We start from the raw sequence: 20,949 nt of genomic DNA, 5'->3' as shown, positions 1-20,949 counted from the left end.
AGTCCGTGGCGATTAGTCGGCCAGGTACTCTTGAATAAACGGGCGTAGTTTAATGCCTGCGGCTTCAAGAGCCCCCCGCAAATGACGTGCCATAGCCAGAGCGCCTTCGCTATCGCCATGAACACAAATCGAATGTGCCTCTAGCCTAATTGGCTCAGCGTCCACCGTCGGCATCAATCCACTGGACAAGAAATCGAGGAGGCGCTGTGCTGCGGCTTTTGGATCATGGATCATTGCGCCCGCAAGTTTGCGGGGAACGAGACGTCCGGTTCGGAGATACCCACGATCAGCAAACACCTCGCTAAACACAGAGAGCCCAGCTTTCCTGCCAGCACTTTCAAGCTCGGTTCCGGAAATTGCGAGAATCGCGAGATCGGACGATACCGCCTTAGTTGCTCGGACAATTGCATCAGCAATCGGTCGCTCGTCAGCAGCCCAGTTCCCCAATGCGCCATGCGGTTTTACGTAACGCACCGCGCATCTAGCCAGCGCAGCCGCACCCAAGAGCGCTCCTAGTTGGGTCGCAACCAATTGCTCGACCTCGCGTCCGCTCAATGGAAGGAGCCGTCGGCCGAAGCCTTCCCGGTCAGCAAACCCGGGATGGGCACCCGCAATAACCTTCCAGTCCTTGGCCAGCGAAAGAGTCTCACACATGGTCGCAGGATCGCCCGCGTGACCGCCGCAAGCGATGTTTGCACTGGTGACTACGGTCAAGATCGCCGCGTCATCGCCCATACGCCAGGATCCATAGCCCTCGCCCAGATCAGAGTTCAGGTCTATCGCGATAGACATACTTCACCTAAACTCGGAGTACGCCTGCAATTTGTAATGTGGCACGTCGATGCGATAAGTGGAGCCTTTCGAAGATACTCACTAGGCAGTCTCCGGATCGGGCATCACATAGTTCAGAACACGCCGGCCCCCGTCCGGGTAGATCGTTTCGCCGGTGATGTAGGACGCATCGTCGCTCGCGAGGAAGGCCACGACAGAAGCGATTTCGGAGGCGGTTCCATATCGCCCCATAGGAGTCCGCGCGATGATGGCGCTGTCAGTCGCACTGGCGACAAAATCTCCGCGCACCATTTCAGTGTCGATCGTGCCCGGACCGACACCAACGACGCGAATACCGTTTCTCGCAAAGGCGACGGCGGCAGTCCCGGTGACCTGGTTCATGCCGGCCTTTGTGATGGCATAGGTTGCAACGTTTGGATTTGCCAATCCTGAGTTGATCGACGACATGTTGATGATTACGCCACCCCCGCCTTGAGCGATCATCTGTTTCGCGGCCGCTTGAGTGCCCCAAAACGCACCTTCCAGATTGACGCTAAGAACCCTGTCGAAATCGACTTTCGAGATATCTAAGAACGGCTTCACCTGAGCGATGCCGGCATTATTGACCATTATGTCGATGCGGCCGAACTTGCTTACCGCGGAGGCAATCAGCGCCTCGACTTCTTCCTTCTTGCTCACATCCGTGACGACAGACAGGATCTTCCCTCCGGCCCCGAGAGATTTGGCTGTCTCACTCAGACGCGCGCTATCTATATCGGCGACAACAACCTTCGCGCCTTCGATCAGAAGTCGCTCTGCGCACGCCCGCCCTATGCCGCGCGCCGCGCCGGTAATAACCGCGACCTTCTCCGCCAACTTCATATTGTGCTCCTCAGTCTATAAAAGACGCTCATGGCGGGTCACCGAGTCTGCCCGCTTCTAATTTCCGAGCTCGGTCGAATAAAACAGCATCAGGTGCGCCCCCCAACATTCCCGCAGCCACTTAGAACAAAACTCCTCGAGCTGGGAGAACTGGTAGAAGCGGTTGGAGTCGTGACATCCCCCCAGCAGCAAGCTCCTTGCAATCTTGTGGCTCGCTTGCACGTGGAGTGGCGTTGGACGGTAGCGGTGATGCACTTTTGGCATGAGCATCCTTATGGCACTATGGGAAGACCGGCTCCGCGAGGAGCACACCAATTCCAGTGAGATCAACACTGGATTGGCATTACGGGTTTGACGCTGCACAGGCCGCGATGACGCAATCGCCACGCCCAAGGCCGTTGGCCCTCAGACCATCGGCTGAAGTGGTGATAGACTACCTTCCTTTGAGCTACCAACAAGCGTAAGAGCCTCCTCAGTCGAGGGATCGATCACATCGGTTACTCGCGTTCGCTCAGTTTTCGGCACCTTGCAAAGCTGATCAGCTGATGTCGTTGTGAAGCATCGACATCCGGGAACGCCAATACCGATTTCGGAGAGACTCATACCGCATTGGAATTGATCATGTACGCCGCGATCAGATGGTGGCGTGGCACACGCCCCTTCTGCGCAAATGAAATGTAATACTAGACCATCGTAAACGAACGATCTCGGCCAAAGCCGAAACGACTTTCGGGGGCACGAGATTGGAATTGATGCGGTCGTCGATGAATGCCTGAAGCCTGCGCCAGCGATCGTCAACTAAATGGAAGTGACTATCATGAGCGATGACAATGCCGCGGTAGTCGTCCTAGATGCTGGCCTCGGCAATTGCTTGAGCGTATTGGTAACGAAGCGTTCGGGTTGGCAGCTCGAGCTTGCAAATGAACCCCTAGCACTACAGTTGCATTTTGATTTGAGGTGCGCCTTTCGAGCTGCGGCTTGATGGGCGCGTCGGAATGAGGCGTCGGATTTCCTGGACCGACCAGCGGATGAGCCTTGCCGGTGCGTCGATTTCGTTTTTTCGGCATGATCGCATTCACCTGGGATCGGACGGTGGTCATGAGGGAGACACCCGGTGCCAGCCGTGCCAAGAGCGTGGTCGAGACCGAGCTCGCCCTTTGTCGTCTCAAAACCTTCTTCGACGCGCCATCGCGCTCCTTCAACGCGAACGAGGTTCTCGATCGAGGTACCCTCGGGACACCATGTGGTGAAGCAAGAGAGTTCACCGTCGGCAAGGCGTGGCAGAAACTCAACTCGCCCCAGTAATATTGGTAGTAGGGGTTCTCGATCCAGCGGGCATACAACACGTCATCCGACAGGTTGTGTATGTGCTTCAGAATGAACAGGCCAGCGACAGGCTGCTTCGGCAAGCCAGGCTGTCCGGGACCGGTTTGATACACCGAATCAAAGCGGTCATCCAGAAACTTGCAATCGATCAGCGCCGCTAGTCGCACCAGCGGGCGACCCATGTCGATGATTTGATCGAGCGCAGGAAACAGCAGGTCCTTCTGGCGATCGTTCCGCGGTTTTCTCATCGCCTTCCGCAATGCCGATGACCCGCCATCATGGAATCACGAATCACTCGAAAGCGAAATCCAAAAACGCAAGAAAGCGCGTCACAACATCCGGCTTTCCTGCAAAATCGAATACTTTATCGAGGCAACTTCTGCACGTCTCCCAGGGCCGACCTGCGTTCTTCACGGACGACGAAGTCAGCGAGACGCTGGCGGAACTGGTCGTGGCTCTCGTCGCGGAAGCGCTTGACTGTTGCCTCTTTGATAGTTCGGTTCATTCGCTAGACCTGACCGGTGGCCACGGGTGCCTTGCCTTAGTGGTCCGGTGCTCGATGTCGATCCTGGCGCAAGCGTGTTTGAACGCGGGGCCCCCAACAGTTCGCCGTACGCGCTAAGCCTGTCGGAGGAGGGATCGTCGGCTACATGCTGCAGTCCATGTAAGCAATCATCGAGTGGCAACAGCGTGTAGCAACGAAAGCCGATGTTGATCGCCTTTTCTTCCGCAGACAGCGCACCGTCAATCTTGCCTGTCGCGGACCGCGTTGGGAGGTCAACAACCATGGTTCGCATTTCCATTTGGCAACGGCCTTTGCTTATCCGTGGTGTTTCTGCAGCGCCCCCAGGTTCGCTTGATGTATCGATCGACGAATCGCCTCTGTCGTCCCGGCCCTCCTGTGAAGAACTTGACGCATGGCGCATCTTTGAGTCTTAAAGTAAGGATGTCTCATCAAAACTCGGGCTCAAACATCTAGACGAGAGGTGGCTGCCGACCAATCGTAACCGGTATGAGGCCCCACCTGGGCATCGCGCGAATGAGCTGCGATACAGCCGGGTATGAACTGTCTTTTGGAGGTGGGCTATGGCAGATGCCATGCTTGATGCCAGGCAGCAAGGCGGCTCCTATCGTCGGATCGAGGTGATCACGGGACAGCCGTCGGCGACGGCACTGGACGGCGGAAGAGAAGGCCCGGATCGCGGCGGAGAGCTTCGAGGAAGGGTCAATATTTCCGAGGTCGCTCGGCGCCACGGCGTTGTTCGTGGGCTGCTGACGGCGTGGCGCAAGTTCGCGACGGCAGCAAGCTTCAGGCGCCAGGCTTCGTGCCGGTCCGGATCGCTTCCGAGAGCGGTCCGGAGACGGCAAACGAGCCGGACCGGTTAGCGTCCGCGCATAAGGTGCTGCCGCAGATGGCATCGCCTCCAGGCAAGCTTGGCGGGACGATCGAGATCGAGGTGAGCGGGGCACACATCCGGGTCGAGCCCGGAGTGGAGCTGGCGACGCTTTCGACAGTGCTATCGGCGCTTCGGCGCATCCGTTGATTGCATTACGGTCTGACCTCAAGGTGGTGCTGCCGGCACAGCCGGTCGACTTTCGCAAGTCGGTGCACACGCTATCGGCGCTGGTGAGCGAAGCGCTGCGTGCGAACCCGCATTGCGGCGACGTCTTCGTGTTCCGCAGCAAGCGCATGGACCGAGTGAAGCTTCTGGCGAAGGCGAGGTTCTGCTGGCCGCGGATCGGACATCATCGAGTGCAGCTGAATGCTGCGCAGTGGAACTCATACCGGTCACAACCAATCAGCTGGCCCGTTCCTGAGTTTCGATGTTCGCGATTGTCTCCCACAATCGACCAGCAATTCGGGCGGCGCATCAGGCCAATGGCATATCCGCTCGCCTCAAGCCCGGATCACCGCGCGCTTTCGTGTGCGAGGCGCTGCCTGGTGGGCTTTATGTTTTGTGAACTCGCCCTCCTCTGTTGAACTCTATGTGGACGGGGCATAGGAACCCAGTCTTCGTGCTGCTGGAGAGCCGCAAATGTCACGTCAACGGCTAAACGCGTCAGTCCAACGTACTCATTTGATCTGCAGACGACCGATGTCCACCAGTGTATTGGCGAGCCTTCCAAAGGTCTCCAAGTGAAGTCTTTTGATCCGGCGTTGCCGCTCCGGTTAAGAACCCGCTCTGTCGCAAACGTCACCGCAGATTCTGTCCTGAGAAACGCCGCCGTCATCTTCACGGCATGCAGAATACGTACAGGCACGTAGCCTCCAGCTCGGCAAAACTCCAGTAGTTCGTCGTAAAGGCCCGGGGAGAAGTCACGCTGAAAGTGCACGAGCGGGTAGGGGCTTAAGTCCGGAAGACGCAGCTTTTGCAGTCTTGCGAGTGGATGCTTTGCGTCAATCACAATGCCCAGAACTTGGCCAAGCGGCGGAGACGCCCAGAGGCCCCGCTTCTCAAAAGGATGGCGGAGAACACCGACATCGATCTCTGCAGCCGAGATGAGACGTTGCTGCTCTGCTGTAGATGCCTCGACAACATGCACCTCGACGCGCTCGTGCTGCAGGCGCGTTAGAACGCTCGACAGCACACCTCGCGAGGTTTCGGGAGGAAGTGCGATCCGAAGGCGCCGTGTTTGGCTCGGGGAGAGCGACCTCACCAAACTCAGTGCAGCGTCAAACGCTTGGACGGCATTGCGTGCTTGCGGCAGCAGCGTCTCCCCCGCTGGAGTTAAATTGACCTTCTTGCTGGTACGATCAAACAGCCTTACGCCCAGATCGCTTTCCAAATCCGCAATGCGCTTCGAAAGAGGCGGCTGGCTCATATTCAAGTCGCGAGCGGCCCTCGCGAAGCTGAGAGCTTCCGCGACTGCCACGAAATAACGGAAGTGCCTTATGTCCATTTTGTGAATTATAACCATAAAAGCCTGCTTTAGCAGCACAAATCACTCCTAATTCTAGCCAATTTTAACACGCCCGAGAGCGCAATGCCGAGCGCGCGAGATGGGGCGACGATCCCAGGAACCCGCTCCGGGGTCCTTTGCAAGCTCTGTCGCTTGATGCCCAGGTGGGAACCGGGCAAAGCAAGCAGTGGCCGCTAGTTTATGAACACCTCTACCCTAACGCCTATTGCGGGTAGCCGACGACGTTAACGCTCCTGATCGAGAGCGGCTATCGGTTGACCTGGCCTCGTCGCAGGCCGGCGTGTGGCTGCGCATTCCGCAACAGCGGCTCGGCGCGCGCATTTTTCAACCCAGGCGCGCCCTCGAGCAACCGCCCAATCCAGATGTCCCGCTTCACCAGATCCGTGGCGATTTCTACGAACGTGCGTCCGACGAAGCCCGCCGCCGGGCTCGCCGGGCGATCGGCCGAGTAAGCCAAGACCAACTTACGCACCGGAGCTGGTTGCACAATCGGAGCGGCCGATAATATCCCTTGTTTCACCTGATCGTAGATCGGCGCCAACGGCAATATTGTCGCACCAAAGCCGTTCCGAACGAGATCGACCATCGCCCCCAATGAATCGGCCTCGACGCTAATATGCAGATCAATCGCCGCGCTGCGCGCTCCCTCCTCTACGATGCCGCGAAGGCCGTGTCCCCGACTTGGAAGCACAAGTCGCTCTCCGGCCAGACGTTTGAACTCGACTGCTTTCGATGACGTTTGGCGCAATTTGCCGGGGCTGATCTGGAATAGATCTTCCATTAACACGGGAACGATCCGCAGAGACTTCAGCGGCTGGGGATTGTAGGTGACGGCGACGTCCAGTTCTCCGCGTTGAACCCAGTCCAGAAGATGACCACTGAAGGCGGAAAGGAGACGAATTCCCAGTTCCGGATGGCTGTTCTTGATCCGGCGGACGAGAGGAACCGAGACGATTTCCGACACAGTGGGCGTCATTCCGATCATAACGGTGCCTCTATATGAGGAGTGACCGGACGCCGCCATTACACGTATCTCGTCCATCTGCGACATGATCGTGACCGCCCGCTCGAGCACCTCACGGCCGGCGTCCGTGATCACCATGCCGCGACCGTGACGATCGAATAGACGCGTCCCTAGCTCCTTCTCCAGAAGCCTTATTTGCCGGCTCAACGCGGGCTGTGCCACCTGGAGCCTGTCCGCAGCCTTGCTGAGACTTCCCAATTCAGCGACGTGGATCAGGGTCTTAAGCTGGGCAATGTCCATGGGTGGCCGCGCCGTTCCAAAAGAGAGCCTCTCATTGAGACGAGGGCGTTCCGATTTGATTCTATATCACGCAGCCAATTTCAGGAGGAGCCAACGTTCGCCCTGGATCAATCCCTCAACCGGACCGAGGAGTCGGTCCGTGTCTCCTATTGGAGAGTCTGGGCTCAAGTACCTCGCAGCGACTTCGTGGCTTCACAGGTTGCTCAATCATCACACCATCCAAAGCGGTTGCATCGTTGCCGCTGCTAGAACGCTAGGGCACAAGAGGCTCGGGCATTCGTCGATGGGCGCCCTAATGAGGATGAATGAAAACTTCCCGCCGGGTACCGGATCGCGCGCGGCAGGCATCGTTCTTCGTGGCTTGGAGTCTCGAACGCTGCCTTGACCCGCTCCAAGAGGTGAGGTCTCATAACTCGCGCTTCATGTCGTGTTGCGGACACGCCAATAGGATCATGAGATCGGATTTCTGATTGGAGAGATCAAGACCTTTTTGTCGCTGACGAAGTACTGATCGTCTTTGTGCACCGCTTTGATGCGAGTGGGCCAGTTCGCAATGGCCAACTCCCTCAAGCCCATCGCCTGCAAGCGAAGTTCTCCGCTGTCAATCTTGGGCAGATGGCGCTTCTGCGGCTCCTCGGGAGCCATACGTCACCAGCTGTTGATGCGACCGTGAGAAGTGCCGGAGTTGCTGCCCCAGCGCTTGATCTCCTCCATTACTGATGAACGCTTCGGCCCAGTTCGGATCCACCGTACTGCTCCAAGATCTGCTACCGTCCATACGTCTCTCATCGAGGCGTCGACGAATTCCTCAGAATAAGCTCGCGCGATGGTGTTCCGGAGGGACCTCCGCGGCAGAGCACGGAGTCGCGGATGTCCTGATGGCGCTCGCTCGCGGCGGCTTCCAAGTCTCCAGCCGGTACTCTTGCGGTAGGACCCCGCCGACGTACCGCATGCCAAAATATTCGCAGCTAGCGGAGCACGAACGGGTCGGGCACGCCTTCGGCGAGATTTATCCAGATGCACTTCGTCTGTAGATATTCGTTGATCGCGTCCCGACCGTTCTCGCGTCCTATTCCACTCTGCTTGTAGCCACCGAACGGCGCCATGAAACTAACCGCCCGGTAGGTATTCACCCAGACGGTGCCCCGCGCGTATCTTGTCGGCCATCTTGAAAGCCCTACGAATGCTGGACGTCCACAATCCAGCTGCGAGGCCATAAAGACTATCGTTGGCGATTTCGATCGCCTCGTCGTCATCTTCGAACGGAATGATTGATAATACCGGTCCGAACACCTCTTCTCAGGCGATACGCATGCCGTTCGAAACATCACCGAAGATCGTCGGCTCGACGAACCAACCGTCGCGCAGTTCGGCTGCGTTCGGCGTCGCGCCGCCGAGAAGACAGCGGGCGCCCTCTCCCCGCGCGATGTCAATATAGTTCAGCACCTTTTGGCGCTGTTGCTCAGTTGTGATGGGACCGACCTGTGTCGTTCGCTCCATCGGATCGCCCAACCTTGCACTCGCTGCGAACTGGACGACCTTTTCGGACACCTCGTGATAGACTGAGCGCTGCACCAGGAGTCGCGAACCGGCGATGCATGTCTGACCGGAAGCTGCGAATATGCCAGAAATTGCCCCCTTTACATCATCCTCGATGTTGGAATCCGCGAAAACAATATTCGGCGATTTCCCCCCAATTCGAGTGTAACGTGCTTGATACCCTTCGCAGCGGCCGCATAGACGGCCGCGCCTGTCGCATCTCCACCTGTGAATGCTACCTTAGCCACGCGGGAATGCTCGACAAGTGCCGCGCCTATCTCTGAACCGACACCCGTGACTGTATTAACAACACCGTCTGGGAATCCGGCTTCCTTCACAAGCTCGATGAACGCGAGTGTCGCGCAAGAAGTAAACTCCGAAGGCTTGATGACGATCGTGTTGCCGGCAGCAAGCGCAGGAGCCAATTTCCAAGTTAACAGCAAAAGCGGCGAATTCCATGGTGTGACGGCAACAACTACACCAAGAGGCTCACGCTTGGTGTAGTTGAACGCTTGTCGGTCGGAATGCCCCCCTCGATTTTGTCGGCAAGGCCGCCATAGTAGTAGAACCACTCTGGAATATACCGCAATTGCCCGCCAATCTCGGCCAGAAGTTTCCCATTATCCCTTACCTCGATTGCTGCCAGCCTTTCGGCGTCGCGAGCGATTAAATCCCCGAGCCTGCGCATCAGACGGCCACGACCGGTCGCATTAAGATTCGCCCAAGGGCCCGAGACGAAGGCGCGATGGGCCGTTTGAACCGCGGCATCTACGTCTTCGGCCGAGCATTGCGGTACTTCCGCCCAGGCTCGGCCGGTGAATGGATTCTTTGATGGAAGCCAACGGCCGCTCTCGCTCGCGACCTGCTTACCATCAACGACGTTGTAGAAGCGTTGCAAGTCGGTCATGACGCACCTCAGATTGAATGAAATCCAAGAGCCGAACGGAAGCGGTTCTTGATGTAGGCGCCGTCGCGCGACGGCAGCACTCGCGGCGGACTGTTGGCCGCGATGCGGATGCGGGCAAATTTAGTGCCATTCCTAGTGCCAAGCCGTTCGCGCAGATCGTCGAGGCCGGAAGGCTCAACGATGTCAGCCATCCAAGAGAATCCGCATGTCTTAGCGACCTGATCGAGGGCAAGCCCGCGACCCGCATGGCTCTCCTGCATGCCGGTCTCGCCGAAGCGCCCATTATCGAGCACAGCAATCGTAAGGTTCGCCGGTTTACGGACCGCAATAGTCGCCAGCGCCCCGAAACCCATGAGCATTTCGCCGTCACCGGTAAGCACGAGCACGGAGTAGTCTGGGCGAGCCGTCGCAAGCCCGAGGCCGACGGTCGCTGCGCTACCCATCGCAGCCCAAAGATAATAGTTGTTATCATGGTCGCCCGCGGCCATGACATCGTACGACGCTGCCCCCAATCCGGTAACGACCAACAGCTTCTTTCGTCCCGTTAGCAGACGAGCAACTGCCTCTCGTCGATCGAGCACGCCTTGGTTCTCACTTCATCCATTTCTTTTCTCCTATCAGCCGCTGTCCAAGCAGCAATGCGCAAGCGCGGTCGCCGTTGAAGGCCATCGTCGCGGCACCATGCAAAAGCGGAGAGACATCTTCCGGTGCGCCGGCTCGCCAAGTCATGACGTTCATGAGCTTGAGCGCCTGCTCGGTCACTTGCCCCGTGGGATTCTGCCAAGAGTTGAATTCAGCCCAGTCGCCTCGCATGGTCACGACCATCAGGAGCGGAAACTGCGCACACGACTGCAACGCGAGCGTATTGATGCAGTTTCCCACGCCGCTCGACTGCATCAGCAAAGCACCTCGCTCGCCACCGAGTCAAGCGCCAGCGAGATATCCGACCCCCTCCTCCTCCGTCGTGAGAACCACCGAGTTGATTTCGGGATCGGCTTCAGCCATTCGAATCGCGGTCGAGTGACCCGCATCAGGCACGTAGACGACGTGCTTTACGTTATGTTGCTTCAGCACCTTAAATACATCGTGCTGCCAACCCTGCTTTTCGGCTACTGCTGCATCCATTTCCGCTCCTTAGGGGCTAAGTCCCGCCGGTCACCTCGAAACGCGCCGCGGGTGCTCTTGATGTCATCGTCGCATCGATATCTCCGCATGACCGATAATCGCTCAAGCTTCCGCGTTGCTAAGCCGCTCGGGACAGTCGTCTGCTTGCATTCGGCCGAGTTATCGTCGGCGGCCGTCGATCAAATGACTATCAGAGCTTGTCGCGTGTCCAAGACCCCGGCGGTTAGAACAGCTATCGAAATATTCTATTGCAGATTGATCGGCCACGCGTTCCCGAGCGCGGTATTCAGACCTTGAGCGCTTGGCAATTCCCACGTCCTGATCAGGAAAAAGGTTTTTGTGAGCTTCTGTTGCGCTCCCGCGTGCCCGCACGAGTGTCGAACGCGGCATCTGCCGTCAATATGATGCGAACATTGCCCAAAGCTTGACCCCGATATATGGATGCGACTGAGTTGCAACGTCACCTTTGCGGGCACCATGATCCGTCATATCGTCTTCTTCACTGCAAAGAACAAGGCCGATATCGACCATATGGTTGAAGGCCTATCGGTTCTCGCCTCGATCCCATATGCACGCCGACTCGATATTGCGCGCAACCGCAAGAGCGATCAGCTTGCCAACGATATCGATGTCGTGGTCTATGGAGAGTTCGACAGCGAGGGGAACCTCGCAGCGGGACGTAATCCAGCGCGTACGAACGCTCCGGGAGCTGTGGTTTGCTGCAGACTACGATCCATCAATAGATGTGCATTTCGCTGGGCGCTGGCGGCTTATTCCATCTCGGCCGACCAGCTGCCGAAGACAAACTTGATGATTAGCCTCGATGGCTCGTACATTTCGTACGAAACAGGCCTATTTGGAACGGGGTACGATCGACACGGGCCGCGCTGCATACAAGCAGTCGGTGAATGATAGCCAAATGTACGTCCGCGAATTGCAGTGGATTGAGCCTGTCAAAGCGCCGCGGTGTCTTGCGCAGCGGCCGCAACTTACTTTTCTCGATAGCGCGGCACCGGACAACGTGCTGGGGCGTTATTCGTATCTGGCCTGTGAGCCATTCAGCACCTATTTGGTGGCGGATGGACAAGCAAGTTGTAATGGAGAGGTCATTGAGGGCGATCCATGGGCGGTGCTTCGAGCGCTTCTCGCCGGATACCGACAAGCGCATCGCGCGGATCTCCCGCCGTTCCAGGGCGATGCCGCTGGCTACCTCGCTACGATCTGAACCGGACGTTAGAGCGATTGCCAGCGCCCAAAACTCCCGGCCAAGGGCTGCCTCAATCCGTCCTGCATCTCTATGACGTGGTGGTCAGCTTCGACCAACGGAGCCACAGGTGCTGGATCGTCTCGACCGGATGGCCGGAGCAAGACTCCGCTCGACGAAACGAGCGTGCTCGTCGTCGCGCCGACGAGTTTGCAGCGCTACTTGCCAAGCCGAGATTAGAGCGGATTGTACTCCCAGGCACGGCGGGCGCATGGCATTCGAGCTTTAGCCGTGAAGGCTACATTGCGGCCGTCCAGCGCGTCGTCGAATTGATTCTGGCCGGGGACCTATTCCAGGCCAATATTGCGCAACGCTTCACTGCTAAGGTGTCGCCTCTGCCCGACCCGCTTACTTTCTACTGCCGGCTGCGGACAGTGAACCCGGCGCCGTTTGCAGCCCTTTTGCGCTACGGCGAACTGACGATCGCATCAAGCTCTCCGGAGCGTTTTTTGAAGCTTGACGGACGACAAGTCGAAACGCGACCGATCAAGGGTACGATCTTACGTTCTGCTGATCCCGAGGAAGATCAGCGCCGCGCTGAAATCCTCCTCGCGTCCCCACTGCGCCGGTCGCCCTCCGTCCAGTCATCAGGCGCCGGACAGACTTGTCCGAGAAGGGATATAGGCTTCTGGTTTTGACGAAGCCAAGCTTCTTAACGACGCGTCTTCGGTGGGTTCACTTTCATTCGTTTTTCGGATGCATACCTGCTCGAGGACTTGCTTTGAGCTTTTGTTCCAACGCTCACCACCACGGCTCTTTACTGCAGCAACTTGGAGTTGTTTGAGATGTGCTCCTGCAAGCCGATCCCGAGGGACCTGCCCTCATCTTTCACGCAGCTTTACGACACCGTTTTCTCCTTGCTGTTTCCCTCCTTTCCATGTGTCTCTGCAGCACACTGTACCCAAGTCAAAGCTTTCCGATCGGGCACTCTTCACCGAGGTTTTAGTCTCGTTGAGCGTCAATCCAAGCGTGGTTATCACCGCTTTCGTCCACATTAATGCGTCTTCCGCGTGGCCGCGGCTGAGAATGATGAAGTCGTCGGCATAGGAGATAATCGGGCCACGGAATGCTTCACGCCGACCGCTGAGACGCCAATGCTTCCGGAACCGGTTCATGTAGATGATGGAGAGCAGCGGACTGCGGACGCCGCCATGTGGCGTGCCACAATTGTTGCTACCGCCGCTCGTGCGCCGTTTCCCCGTTCCTATCCCGCCCTTCGACCGGTACTCGCAGCCATAACTTAATCAGCCGCAGCACATTCCGGTCGACGGCGCCTCGGGCCACCGCCGCACCGGATCGGACCGATAGTTCTTCGTGACGAGTTCATCGCGCACTAGCCAACCACGCTTCGAGTCCCGACGCTCGATCTGCTCGAAAGTTATTCCGTCCGCTCCTGATGCACCCGCGTTGACGCGGGCCAGCTTGTAGGCGTGGCTCAGAATGTCCGCATGGCAGATATTGTCATACAGCACGTAGAAGCGGAAGTCAGGCTCCGCCTTCGCCTTGCAATAAAGCTTTCCCTGAAGAGCTCCTAATCCTAACCTTATCGGGCGTTTCAAGGCTCATCGCCAATCTACCCTTTCCCTCGCCATCTTCAAAAGCGCACCTGAAGTCGGAGTCCTTTCCTCAGCCGGAATTATTCGGTTTCATCGGTACCTATGCCCCAGTCCGACTCCCGTCCGATCCATCGACTACTCAATGCTGAAGGCGCGACCTTCGACCAAGACGGGTCTCTCCCGATTACCCGCACTGCCTTTTCAACGTGCCGTGCACATTACCCGGTGAACCAGACAGATACATGCGTCGATTGCTTCCCTGTCCGCATGGCCTTCCCCGGCATATGATCGGGTCTGCATTCACATCGTAACTTTCGAGGCGTGCTCAGGCTTCACTCACGTTACGGCCCACTGCATTGCTCGGCCGCCTAAAGCGACTTTTGTCACGAGGCTTCGAACCGTCCGATTGCTCGTCCGAACCGCTCGTCAGCTACCAAAATCAATCGACAACTCTCTCGGTGGATCCCTCTTCTACTGGTATACGCGCCGTCGGGTCGCGCCATACGGTCTTACCGAGGAGCGACGTCGCGCCACTCTAGTCGATCCGACCGCCCGCGAGAGATCTCGATCGACCGGGTTGTCGTCCACGCGAATGACAACGCGCAGCTTCCATTCAGGCGCGACCTATACCGCGTCATGAACGCTATTTCGAGCCGAGATCTAGAGCATTTTCCACATGATGTGGATCATCTGGTGTATCCAGCATGCCTAAAGTAGTTGGCACACATCTGCGGCGCAAACGACTTGACGAGTTTGCCGATGAGTTTGAGCAGGGCTTGGACCGTGCGGGTGGCGCCTTTGCGCAGCGCAGCTTTCAACCGGGAGAAGGCCTGTTCGATTGGATTGAGGTCGGGCGAGTAGGCCGGCAGATAACGCACGCGGGCGCCGACAGCCTCGATCGCCTCGCGGACACCGGCGATCTTGTGAGTGCGCAAGTTGTCCATGAAGACGATGTCGCCCTTGCGCAAGGTCGGCGCCAGGACTTGCTCGACATAAGCCAGGAACGAGGGCCCATCCATTGCACCGTCGATGACATAGGGCGCCGTGAGGCCATCGATGCGCAGCGCGGCGACAAGCGTCAGCGTCTTCCAGTGACCATGGGGCACGCCAGAGACGAGGCGCTCACCGCGAGGAGAGCGCCCATAGTGCCGGACCATCTTCGTCGTGACCGCAGTCTCGTCGATAAAGATGAGGCGCGGTGCACGCAGCTTGGGCTGCTCGGCTTTCAGCGCGGCACGCTCGGCAGCGACGTCAGGTCGATCCTGCTCGGCGGCGTGCAGTGTTTTTTTTGAAGGTGATGCTGTGACGGTCGAAGAAACGCCAGATCGAACCGATGCCGGCCTTTTGCTTTCTCTGAGAGCGCAGACGCGCGCGGATCTCCTCGAGCGTCAGGTCCGGCTCCGCGGCGATCAGCTCGATCAGCCACTGCTTGTGCTGCTCCAACGGCGAGCGGCTGTGCCCGGTGCCGGGCTTGGCCTCAACGTTTCCGGTCTTCCTCCAACGATCCATCCATCGGATCGTAGTCGAAGCGCCGAGATTGAGAATGCGCGCAGCCTCACGTGCGCTTTCGCCGGACTCAACAAGCTCAACCGCACGCACCCTGAGGTCCTTGGAGTATCCCTTCGCCATCGCATGCCCCGCATGTTGTCGCGGGCAACACCGAATCTGATTTGCGTGCCCGTGGGAATCCCCTTTGACTGTTCCGATTCACCTCAACTGGAAACCGCTCTAGTGATCATCAAACATGGTCTGTAGCCGACATTATGATGCCATTAAAGGGTCGAGATCACAATCGCGAACTCGGAAATGCGAGATACTTAACCGTAAGCGCACGCCTCGCACAGGTCCCACAACGCACGCACAATTGCAAAATCAAGCTTGATACAGCTCGATAGATCGACGGCGTCTGGACAATGCGAACGCGCGCGCAATTGCCACCAGCAACGATCAAACACGACCACGCCAAATTCCCGCACGACATGCCATAGCGACACGGTCAACTAGCAACATTGGTGATTGATCCCGGTAACGCAACTTGTCATCTATCGTTTAATGAATACTTGGCTCGTCAGCTGCACCATGCTGGGGACTTCTGCATGCACCATCAACCACAAGCCGCTCTCGCCGACCGGCCTGATCGACACGCTCGTTCTTCAGCGGTAGAAATGCTGCGCACTGAGGTATGCTCCACCCGCGACCTCTCCTTCCTCATGGAAACGGACGAGTCGGGAGCGCTCGCTGAGCGCGGAGGCGTCGACGGTTTCCCCGCATCGAGCATGTCCATTGCCTGGTCTCCTGGCTACTGCGATGCCTCGAAAACTTCCAGCCGCAGACTCGACGACCTGATCCAACCCATAGTGGATTCGACCGAACTACCTGTGCTCGTTGGCGGCTATTCCGACCTTGGTAACCTGAACCATGTGGGCCTCCCACGTAAGTTCCCCGGCGTGGCGCTGCCAAGCTTGCGGCCAATAGCGGCTGCTTTCCGAAGACGAAGTTGGTTGTTGGCAATCGTCATCCTCTCGCCGCTGTCGGTGAATTCGGCCGATAGTTTGCAGCGTCCCCTGCCGCGACGACTACGAACGCGAACCGCATTTAATCGGAAGCGTTGCCGACATTGAGAAAGAGGTCTTCAGCCTCATCGGCTGCGACGACCTTGCTCATGCGAAACGGTGATAGCTGCTGAAGACGATCGAGTAGCGGCAGCCGCGAGCCAGATTACAGACTCAACGGTCAGCTTGAGCAGCGCAGATGCTGGTGCAGGGGGTTTCTTTGGATCAAGGTGCAGCATTTGCCGCCGCTCGCGAGGCGACTTCGCTACGGTCAGCTTGGGCGAGCTTCCGCTTCCGCACGTCGGAACAAGCCGGTAGCGCTGATCGTACTTTTGTAACCGGAGGAGCTCGCCGAGGAGGCCGAGGAGATTGTCCGCAAGGAAGTCGGAAGGAGTTTCGATGGGATATGGTGATGAACTCATGGGCTCCGGCATGGCGCGCGGAGCTCACGCCCGGGGCGTCAAGATCGCCTTCGGCGACGGCCGTGAAATCAAATGGCACGAATGGGCTCACTTAATCTTTTATGACAATCCCAATGTGGCCGCCCCCGGACAGGAGCGAGCTGATAATCTCGAATGGATCGAGCACTACGGCGCTGTGCGCAAACATTGCCGGCCCGGCGGCGGCGGGTGCCGGCACTGGATTTTCACTCCGGGCACACAACGGCCGGGCGAGCTCTTCTTCGATCCGCGCGAGCTCGAATTTGCTAAGCGCGTCGGCGAAGACTTCGTGGTCATAGAGCCCAACATCAAGGACAAAGCGAAGCAGTGGGGCGCGCAGAACAAACAGTGGGGCCTCGATCGCTACAACGGCGTCGCCCAGATCCTGCGCAACCGCGGATTCCGAGTCGTGCAGTTCAATACCGGCTTGCACGCGATCGATGGTATCGAGCGCATCGCGACCCCGAACTTCCGAACGGCCTGCGCGGTGCTAGCACGCGCGGCGCTCTACATCGGGCCCGAGGGGGGCTTGCACCACGCCTGCGCGGCCGACCCGGTCAACACGCCAGCGGTAGTGATCTTCGGCGGCTTTGTGTCGCCGTGGGTGACCGGCTACGCACAACACGTGAACTTGTTTACCGGAGACGATCTAGGCTGCGGCAACTTCGACGCCTGCGAACATTGCCGGAGGTGTATGTCGAAGATCAGCATCGAGCAGGTTGTCAGCTCGGCGCTGAGGCTTCTAAAATGAGAACATTTCTCGAGCGCCGCCTAGGACGTACGCCTCCGACGAGGCTTACGATTACCCACATTTTGAGTCAGAGTCTTGCTCCCGTTGCGATATCGATGAATCGCGATAATCCGCGCCACATGATCAGATTCGCTGGTGACGGATCGTTGGCGCGGGCGACTTAGCCGCCGAGCCTGGCGATCTTGATGAGATAATGCGACAATGTCTTTCGTCGTGCGCTGACTGGATTCTTGTCTTTGACGAGGCGATCAAGCAATTGGATTTCAGCTTTGGTCAGCACAAGTTCCGCTGAGGCATTTGGCGCTGAACGATTAAGCATCGTCATCCAAAAACAATGCGCCAGCTCACAATGCAGAATACCGAGATCGGATTCATCGATCGCTGAGCAGTCCGCAGTTGCGAGTCCCCTGCCCTACACCCGGATTTGAGCATCTTGTGGAAGACCTCGATCTTCCATCGCAGAGAATACCATTCGAGTTTATCGATCGTATCCCCGCGCGATTGCACCGATGCGCTGATCCAACCGGCGCCAATCGACTGCCAACTCCTCGATGACACGCAACATGCGTGGTGACAGGCATCTGCGCGCGTCGCAAGAATGATGTGTCGTTTGCGTAGCAAACCGATGCCCTGTCGCATGGCGATCCCGCGCTCCAGCATGAAGGCGCGAATCTGGTTGATGATCCCGGTACGTTGCGACACCAGTCGCTCGCGCACCCGACGCAACGCCTGCAGATTTAGCTGCTCGGCGATCTTGGTCGCGACGAACTTCATCGTCGGGCGCTGCACGGCCTCGGCATTATTGAAGTCGTTCCTCTGTCCCTTGCTGTACTCGCGCAGTTGTGCCGGGAGCATCCGCAGGCCCGTCTTGCCGGCTAGCGGGCCTTATGCTGGCGGATGCCTTTGATGGCTACAACCAGCCTCATCGAAAGCCAACACCGATCCTTGAAGCCGCCTGCTGGAGCCATGGATGGAGCCAGTTTGTCGACCTGGTCGAACAGGGAGAGGCGCCGATCGCCAGCGAGGCCGTACGTCGCATCGATATGCTCTTGGAGATCGAGCGCAGCATCAACGGCAAGACGCCCGAGGTGCGGCTTTCCGTCCGTCGTGAACGATCGCGGCCGCTCATTGCCGAGCTCGCAATGCGCCAACAGCGAACGCTACTCTCCACTAAGAACTACCGCTAAGGCGATCAATTGCAGCCTTAGCGTTCACCCGCTTCCTGGACGACAGTCGCGTCTTCTTGTCAAACAACGCAGCCGGACGCGCCTTGCGGGGCATCGCGATCGGAAGAAAGAACTGGACCTTAGCGGGTTCGGACGCTGGCGGTGGTCGCGCAACCACAATCTATACGTTGATCGAACTTACAAGATGATCTCAATCCGCAGCCTGGCTGACCAATGTGTTGGCATGGCTTCCTGATCATCCCGCCAGTCGGTCGCCGACCTCCCTCCGTGGACTTGAAGGCTGCTCAACAAGATCGCCGCAGCAGCTTAACGCGCCCATGACGTTAGCGCCACGGCGGGCGTCTTCGTCGGACGGCCGACGTGCAGCATAGTTTCGATCGGGCTTCAGCGATGGACGGCGGGAGAGCGTCATCGTTATGCTGCTAGGCCAACTCGGTTTGCCGGGCGGTCGTGCCGCTTACCCTCATTGGTAACAGCAAGATGCTTGTCCGTTCCAACGGGCGGCAGCGAACGCGAGCGACGATGCTCTAGAAGTCGGCACGGCCGTCGTTCGACAGGTTTTGGCTTCCTGGTCGCCGAAGCTCTCGCCACCTGCCCACCCTTGCTAGCATCTTATATCGACCCCATCGAGATAAATGCTAACATCCGCACTCGAGCTGATTGCTCCACTTCACCGAGATGGATGGCTTTGCCGTTATTCGCGACATACCGCCTCGCCGGCGAGGGACGGCATCGCTCCATTTCGACGGTCGTGGGTATTCAGAAGGCGATGGCTTTCTTCACCTGTGGGTTTAAAAGGGATCGCCCATGGGATCAATCGAGGACTGCAGACATCGTTCGCACTCGGCGAGAGCGAACATCAGATGATAAAGAGTGCTCGCTGGCATAGATGTACTTATCGGTTCATCTTTGTCGGACACATGATCGAGCCAGCCACCGCCCAAGCTTTCGGGACAATGGACTTTTGCAAGGCGGCCTAGAAACGCCGCGATGTCTACTTGATAATCACTCCCTCGCCATGTTTCTACAGCGAGGCTCTTCAACGCTTCAGCATGGGGCCAGCTTCGACTAGAACGCCTGCGAACTGAGCCGTCCTCACTTACTTCATCAACAATACGGCCTCGCGCGCGGTCGGTTCCTAGCGTCAGCGCCGACGCAACAAGCCTCCCAATCTCGCTTTCAAGCGACACTGACGCAAAGCCCTCATAGCGACGGAGCAGCCATGCCCATTCGAACTGGTGGCCCGGCTCAACGCTGCCCGCGCCAGGGGCGGGAACGACTTGCCAATGATCGTCGAAATACTCTCGTAAGACGCCGCGGCCGGCCCCTATGAAGTGACGGATCGCAAGCGCTACGAGCGCGCCCGCCCGATCAAGATAACCGTGCTGCGACGTGGCTTCAAATAGCTCAAGATAGGCTTCCAGCAAATGCATGTGAGGATTCTGTCGTCTCGGATTACGGCGACGCGGCAGCCCATCCCAAAAACCACCACGTTGTCGATCCGCTAATCGGTCGTCCAGAAATAGGACTGTGTCCTCAATCGCCTTATAGAACAAGTCATCGGGCGATAGCTTAACTAACCAAGCTAGCGCAAACAACACGAATGCATGAGCGTAAAGATCGCGTCGAGAATCGGCAACAGCACCGTCTCGAGTAATCGAGAAGGCCCATCCCGGCTCTCCGTCGGGCGCCCAGAACAATCCTATCATTGACCGGCCCGTGGCCAAGGCAATGTCCCGTCCGTTGAACCAGCCACGTTGGCTCGCCAACGCATAAACACTGATCTGGCGAGCCTGAACCATGACTCGACGGGGCGCAGATACCAGTGGACTTCCCTCGAAAGCGATCGCCTCTTCAAACAACATGGCAGATTGATCGAATCCCACATCTGCCCATAACGGTAAGGCCTGTCGCAACGCCCAGTTGCGAAACTTTGAAAGCTGGTCCATCCAGCGAACGCTCCGTCCAATGGACAACTTGATCATCGATACTGATCGTGTTCAGCGAATTACTTCTCTATATAGCGACGAACGTCGCGTCCTCAAGCGGCATAAACTCCGCCACATATCCGGCCTGACGCAAATGATCCCGCGAAGTCTCGGTGAAGTACTAATGCTGGGCTAGGAGGGTGAGTATCGTTATCGATGTATTCGATGCTTGCTGGCATCTCGAGCAAGCCAAAGCACCTGCGCTGGGCGCGAAAGGTACGGGCCTTGCCCGAGTCTACGTCGAAGATATCAGAACGTCCGCCGGACCGACAGTCAAAGTACTACGGCGGCCACACCCTGACTAAATAAAGTCGCGTTGCTGTTTACCATCTGCAATGCTGTCCTGTGACGATTGAATAGTGAAACAGATGGACCCTGCGCAGTATCTGGAAACATGTTGGTAGTTGCGCTTTTCATATCTCGCTTTTCATAGTATCCCTCCGTTGAGGGCCGCCTTGTTTGACGAACGCGATCG

General features: G+C 57.8%; 17 protein-coding genes and 6 pseudogenes. 8 read left to right on the top strand and 15 right to left on the bottom strand.

Going from position 1 to position 20,949, the window contains the following annotated elements:
• Positions 1–12 precede the first annotated feature (12 nt).
• From ACVI1L_RS23705 to ACVI1L_RS23685, 5 genes and pseudogenes are all read right to left on the bottom strand, one after another.
• On the bottom strand, positions 13–792 hold the full coding sequence (locus ACVI1L_RS23705; protein ID WP_456783934.1) for a LamB/YcsF family protein: 780 nt from the start codon (positions 790–792) through the stop codon (positions 13–15).
• 81 nt (positions 793–873) lie between these two features.
• Positions 874–1,653, bottom strand: a complete 780-nt coding sequence (locus ACVI1L_RS23700) for an SDR family NAD(P)-dependent oxidoreductase (RefSeq protein ID WP_456783933.1) — start codon at positions 1,651–1,653, stop codon at positions 874–876.
• A 996-nt stretch (positions 1,654–2,649) separates the two neighbouring features.
• Positions 2,650–2,925: pseudogene (locus ACVI1L_RS23695) on the bottom strand (IS701 family transposase); the annotation flags it as partial.
• A pseudogene (locus ACVI1L_RS23690) lies at positions 2,922–3,227 on the bottom strand (IS5/IS1182 family transposase); the annotation flags it as partial. The pseudogenes ACVI1L_RS23695 and ACVI1L_RS23690, both read right to left, overlap by 4 nt.
• Positions 3,228–3,397: 170 nt before the next feature.
• A pseudogene (locus ACVI1L_RS23685) lies at positions 3,398–3,570 on the bottom strand (IS481 family transposase); the annotation flags it as partial.
• A gap of 689 nt (positions 3,571–4,259) precedes the next feature.
• On the opposite strand from ACVI1L_RS23685, the gene ACVI1L_RS23680 reads away from it, so the two are divergent.
• Together ACVI1L_RS23680 and tnpB are read left to right on the top strand one after the other, a co-directional pair.
• The gene (locus tag ACVI1L_RS23680; RefSeq protein WP_456783932.1) at positions 4,260–4,523 is read left to right on the top strand and encodes a hypothetical protein; all 264 of its coding nucleotides are present in this window, start codon (positions 4,260–4,262) and stop codon (positions 4,521–4,523) included.
• Positions 4,524–4,546: 23 nt separating this feature from the next.
• Entirely contained in the window at positions 4,547–4,960 is a 414-nt protein-coding gene (gene tnpB / locus ACVI1L_RS23675) for an IS66 family insertion sequence element accessory protein TnpB (protein WP_456785594.1), read from the top strand.
• Here the strand turns inward: tnpB and ACVI1L_RS23670 are convergent.
• The 5 genes and pseudogenes from ACVI1L_RS23670 to ACVI1L_RS23650 form a co-directional block, all read right to left on the bottom strand.
• Positions 4,888–5,919: a LysR family transcriptional regulator gene (locus ACVI1L_RS23670; protein WP_456783931.1), complete on the bottom strand. Its 1,032-nt coding sequence runs from the start codon at positions 5,917–5,919 to the stop codon at positions 4,888–4,890. The two genes, tnpB and ACVI1L_RS23670, sit on opposite strands and share 73 nt — an antisense overlap.
• A 229-nt stretch (positions 5,920–6,148) precedes the next feature.
• Entirely contained in the window at positions 6,149–7,165 is a 1,017-nt protein-coding gene (locus ACVI1L_RS23665; RefSeq protein ID WP_456783930.1) for a LysR substrate-binding domain-containing protein, read from the bottom strand.
• A gap of 968 nt (positions 7,166–8,133) precedes the next feature.
• A pseudogene (locus tag ACVI1L_RS23660) lies at positions 8,134–9,611 on the bottom strand (aldehyde dehydrogenase).
• Between the two features lie 8 nt (positions 9,612–9,619).
• Positions 9,620–10,192, bottom strand: coding sequence for a thiamine pyrophosphate-dependent enzyme (locus tag ACVI1L_RS23655; RefSeq protein WP_456783929.1), 573 nt, complete (start codon positions 10,190–10,192; stop codon positions 9,620–9,622).
• Positions 10,193–10,202: 10 nt separating this feature from the next.
• Positions 10,203–10,736: pseudogene (locus ACVI1L_RS23650) on the bottom strand (thiamine pyrophosphate-binding protein).
• Between the two features lie 477 nt (positions 10,737–11,213).
• Between ACVI1L_RS23650 and ACVI1L_RS23645 the strand changes: the two are divergent.
• The 3 genes from ACVI1L_RS23645 to ACVI1L_RS23635 are packed head-to-tail and all read left to right on the top strand — an operon-like array spanning position 11,214 to position 12,638.
• Positions 11,214–11,648: a Dabb family protein gene (locus ACVI1L_RS23645; protein WP_456783928.1), complete on the top strand. Its 435-nt coding sequence runs from the start codon at positions 11,214–11,216 to the stop codon at positions 11,646–11,648.
• Between the two features lie 7 nt (positions 11,649–11,655).
• Entirely contained in the window at positions 11,656–11,961 is a 306-nt protein-coding gene (locus tag ACVI1L_RS23640; RefSeq protein WP_456783927.1) for a hypothetical protein, read from the top strand.
• Positions 11,962–11,978: 17 nt separating this feature from the next.
• Positions 11,979–12,638 (top strand): chorismate-binding protein, encoded by a 660-nt coding sequence (locus ACVI1L_RS23635; RefSeq protein WP_456783926.1) that lies wholly within the window; start codon positions 11,979–11,981, stop codon positions 12,636–12,638.
• A 183-nt stretch (positions 12,639–12,821) separates the two neighbouring features.
• Here ACVI1L_RS23635 and ACVI1L_RS23630 read toward each other — a convergent pair whose 3' ends face one another.
• The 3 genes from ACVI1L_RS23630 to ACVI1L_RS23620 form a co-directional block, all read right to left on the bottom strand.
• Positions 12,822–13,115, bottom strand: coding sequence for a hypothetical protein (locus ACVI1L_RS23630; protein ID WP_456783925.1), 294 nt, complete (start codon positions 13,113–13,115; stop codon positions 12,822–12,824).
• Between the two features lie 129 nt (positions 13,116–13,244).
• A complete protein-coding gene (locus ACVI1L_RS23625; RefSeq protein WP_456783924.1) occupies positions 13,245–13,559 on the bottom strand; it encodes a hypothetical protein in 315 nt (104 codons plus the stop codon).
• Positions 13,560–14,242: 683 nt separating this feature from the next.
• Positions 14,243–15,185, bottom strand: a protein-coding gene (locus ACVI1L_RS23620) for an IS630 family transposase (protein WP_141343507.1) whose coding sequence is annotated in 2 segments (ribosomal slippage) — positions 14,243–14,845 and positions 14,847–15,185 — 942 coding nt in all. Because the reading frame shifts where the segments join, the coding sequence is not laid out codon by codon here.
• A 1,322-nt stretch (positions 15,186–16,507) separates the two neighbouring features.
• Here ACVI1L_RS23620 and ACVI1L_RS23615 point away from each other — a divergent pair.
• Positions 16,508–17,299, top strand: coding sequence for a glycosyltransferase family 9 protein (locus ACVI1L_RS23615; RefSeq protein ID WP_456783923.1), 792 nt, complete (start codon positions 16,508–16,510; stop codon positions 17,297–17,299).
• A 496-nt stretch (positions 17,300–17,795) separates the two neighbouring features.
• Here ACVI1L_RS23615 and ACVI1L_RS23610 read toward each other — a convergent pair.
• Positions 17,796–18,157: pseudogene (locus tag ACVI1L_RS23610) on the bottom strand (IS110 family transposase); the annotation flags it as partial.
• A gap of 29 nt (positions 18,158–18,186) precedes the next feature.
• On the opposite strand from ACVI1L_RS23610, the gene ACVI1L_RS23605 reads away from it, so the two are divergent.
• Entirely contained in the window at positions 18,187–18,486 is a 300-nt protein-coding gene (locus ACVI1L_RS23605) for an IS66 family transposase (RefSeq protein ID WP_456783922.1), read from the top strand.
• A 56-nt stretch (positions 18,487–18,542) separates the two neighbouring features.
• Positions 18,543–18,674: an IS66 family transposase gene (locus ACVI1L_RS23600; protein ID WP_456783921.1), complete on the top strand. Its 132-nt coding sequence runs from the start codon at positions 18,543–18,545 to the stop codon at positions 18,672–18,674.
• Positions 18,675–19,277: 603 nt separating this feature from the next.
• On the opposite strand, the gene ACVI1L_RS23595 is transcribed toward ACVI1L_RS23600, so the two are convergent.
• On the bottom strand, positions 19,278–20,435 hold the full coding sequence (locus ACVI1L_RS23595) for an AGE family epimerase/isomerase (RefSeq protein ID WP_456783920.1): 1,158 nt from the start codon (positions 20,433–20,435) through the stop codon (positions 19,278–19,280).
• Positions 20,436–20,949 lie beyond the last annotated feature (514 nt).

It is taken from the genome of Bradyrhizobium sp. USDA 4516 (genome assembly GCF_054055915.1).
This window is presented reverse-complemented; position numbering and strand designations above follow the sequence as displayed.